Source organism: Microvirga sp. P5_D2 (genome assembly GCF_054049475.1).
In genome coordinates, this window is the sequence record NZ_JBFUMH010000314.1 from 1 (window position 1) to 2,705 (window position 2,705).

A 2,705-nucleotide genomic window follows, 5' to 3' on the forward strand; every position below is an offset into this window, starting at 1 on the left:
GCAGCAAGGTTCGGATGCACCGAAACGTTCGGCAGTGCAGCAAGGTTCGGATGCACCGAAACGTTCGGCAGTGTCGGGCCGGCATCTCTCGAAGAAATGAAGGCCGGCTTCTCCGTCTCCAATTCCGCCAGGCGCGCCTTCATCGACAGCTGATACAGCCCGTCCTCGATCGCGCGCATGATGCCATCGATCTTGCGTTGAATGGCCACGAGCTTTGATTCGACCTCTGCGGCCCTGCCACTTGCCTCTTTGGTCAGCCGGTTCACCTCCTCCTGATAAGCACGGGTGAAATCCGACACCAGATCCGGCGTGAGCAGATTCTGCTTCAGGGCTTTGAGGATGCGTGCCTCGATCGCCTGACGGCTGATCGTGCGGTCGTTCTGACAGATACCTTTTGAGCGCCGCCCGGCGCAGCCGTACCGATCCTTGGCCATGATCGTGTAACCTGCCCCGTAGCAGCCGCACACCAGCAGGTCTGACAACAGGAAGCGGCGGCGATGAGCGCGGTTGAGCGCATTCCCACTCTCGTCCCGACCCATCTCGAACGCCGTCGTCTCCTGCCGTCGCTTCACCTCCTTCCAGAGCGCGTCGTCAATGATGCGCAGATGCGGCACTGCTGTTCGCTCCCACCGCTCCGGCGGGTTCGGCCGTGCCACCCGTTTGCCCGTCCTCGGGTCCTTCACATACGAGCAGCGGTTCCAGACGAGCTGGCCGATATAGAGCTCGTTGTTGAGGATGCCGGTGCCGCGTTCCTTCTGGCCGCGGATGGTCGTGTCCTGCCAGGGGCGGTGCTCGGGCCCAGGGACATGCTCTTCGTTCAGCCGCCGGGCGATTGCGCGCGGGCTCACGCCGTGGGCGAACATCGTGAAGATGCGTTCAACGATAGCCGCCTCGGCCGGATTAACGGCCCGGCCTCCTCTCTCTGTATCCTCGACCACGTCATAGCCGAAAGCCTTGCCGGCGGCARCGCGGCCCTGCAGCACCCGGCCCAGCTGACCGCGCTTGGTCTTCTCCCTCAAGTCCGAGAGGAACATCTGTGCCATCGTGCCGAGCATGCCGACATGCATCGTGGTCACTGCGCCAACATTGACCGCATGCAGGCTCATGCCATGGAACTGCAGCTCGTCATGCAGGCTCGCCACATCGGAGAGCGTGCGCGCCAGGCGATCGAGGGCCTCGACGATCACCACATCGAAAGCCCCTCGTCTGGATTGCGCCAGCAGCTCTCTATAGCCGGGTCGGTTGCTGCTGGCGCCGGAGAGCGCGCGATCCTGAAAAGTCGCTGTGACCTGAAGGCCATGCTGCGCGGCATAGCGGCGACAAACCTCAAGCTGATCCTCGATCGAGGCGTCGCGCTGATTCTCGCTCGAATAGCGGGCGTAGATGGCGGCGCGCTTCATGCGAGGTCCTCCGAGGCAGCCTTGAGTTTGTCGAGGATCGAGCCGAGGCGTCGGCTCGCCGCGAGATTGTCGGCCTGGATGTAGTAGCGCTCGGTCGTGGAGAAATGCCGGTGTCCCAGCAGCGGTGCGGCAGCGCGGGCCATGTCGGCGGACGCGGCGGCGAGGCTCGAGGCAGCGCAGTCGCGCAAGAGGTGCGGATTGATCGGAGTCCCGAACAGGCGTCGGGTCAGCCGGGTGATCCGGTGATAGGCAGCGTGCGAGTCGCGCATGACACCCTCCTTGCCCAGCCACAGCCTGGACGATTCGGCAGCCTGAGGAAACATCACCCGCACCTCGACTAGATAGCGCTCAAACCAGGGCACAAGCGGCCCGGGCAGCTCGAAGCTGATCGGCTGACGGGTCTTGGTCTCCTCCGCGGAGATGGTGATGAGCCATCCGCCTTCGGTGCTGACGAGATGACGCCCTAACTCCAAGACAGCGAAGTTCTTCACCCGCAGCGGCCGGACCGCCAAAAGGGCGAGCATGAGGGCATCACGGTAAGCCAGGGCCTGCTTGAGCGACAGCGTATCGGCAGAGAACCGCTCCAATTCCACGATCGCGGCTGTAAAAATCTCAGTCGTCGGGCGCATCCGGGCCCGATTGTCCTTGCTTGGTTTGGCATTGATCTGGACCCGGTTGCAGGCATCCTGCAGCCAGCGCCAGTTCCGATCAGGGGCCATGGCCTGCATCATCACCTTGAGGCCGACCAGCATCGACAGGCGCGTACGTGGGGCGACAAACGTCTCCAGATGGCGATTATAGGCGCGAACCGTCTCACGGGTGACTCGATCGGCGGGGCTGGTGCTCTGATCCACTTGTCCGGTCCAGAGCAGGTTGGATTTGCTTCGCTTAAGTGGAGAGCGGTTTGGTAGCTATCTGGCCAGCCTTTCGAACTGAACGGGACTGACATAATCGAGTGTCGAATGGCGTCGGACGGGGTTGTAAAAGCCATCGATGTAACAACCAATCGCCTTCTTGGCCTCGGCTCTCGTCTGGAAGACGGTGCGCCAGACCAATTCTGATTTCAAGCTTTTGAAGAAGCTCTCGACGACCGCGTTGATGCTCCTATAGAGGTCAAGAGATTGCCGAGATTGCCGCGGGAGGCCTGCTGGTGCGGCACAGATAGCCGAAGATCTCCCGTGCGACAAAGCGCTTGAGACAGCGAATGATTTCCATCTTGCCCTTACCCTCTGCCGTTCGCTTGCGGACGTAGTCACGAGTGGGAGAATGGCTGCGCATCCGGCTAATGACCACACGATACAGAGC

General features: G+C 62.0%; 2 protein-coding genes and 2 pseudogenes. All 4 read right to left on the reverse strand.

Going from position 1 to position 2,705, the window contains the following annotated elements:
• Positions 1-1,400 (reverse strand): recombinase family protein (locus ACXJKO_RS31065; protein ID WP_457094859.1); only part of this gene is annotated, 1,400 nt, incomplete at its 3' end.
• Entirely contained in the window at positions 1,397-2,254 is an 858-nt protein-coding gene (locus ACXJKO_RS31070; RefSeq protein WP_457094860.1) for a tyrosine-type recombinase/integrase, read from the reverse strand. The genes ACXJKO_RS31065 and ACXJKO_RS31070, both read right to left, overlap by 4 nt.
• Before the next feature lie 57 nt (positions 2,255-2,311).
• Positions 2,312-2,497: pseudogene (locus tag ACXJKO_RS31075) on the reverse strand (IS3 family transposase); the annotation flags it as partial.
• A 16-nt stretch (positions 2,498-2,513) separates the two neighbouring features.
• Positions 2,514-2,705, reverse strand: a pseudogene (locus ACXJKO_RS31080) (IS110 family transposase); the annotation flags it as partial.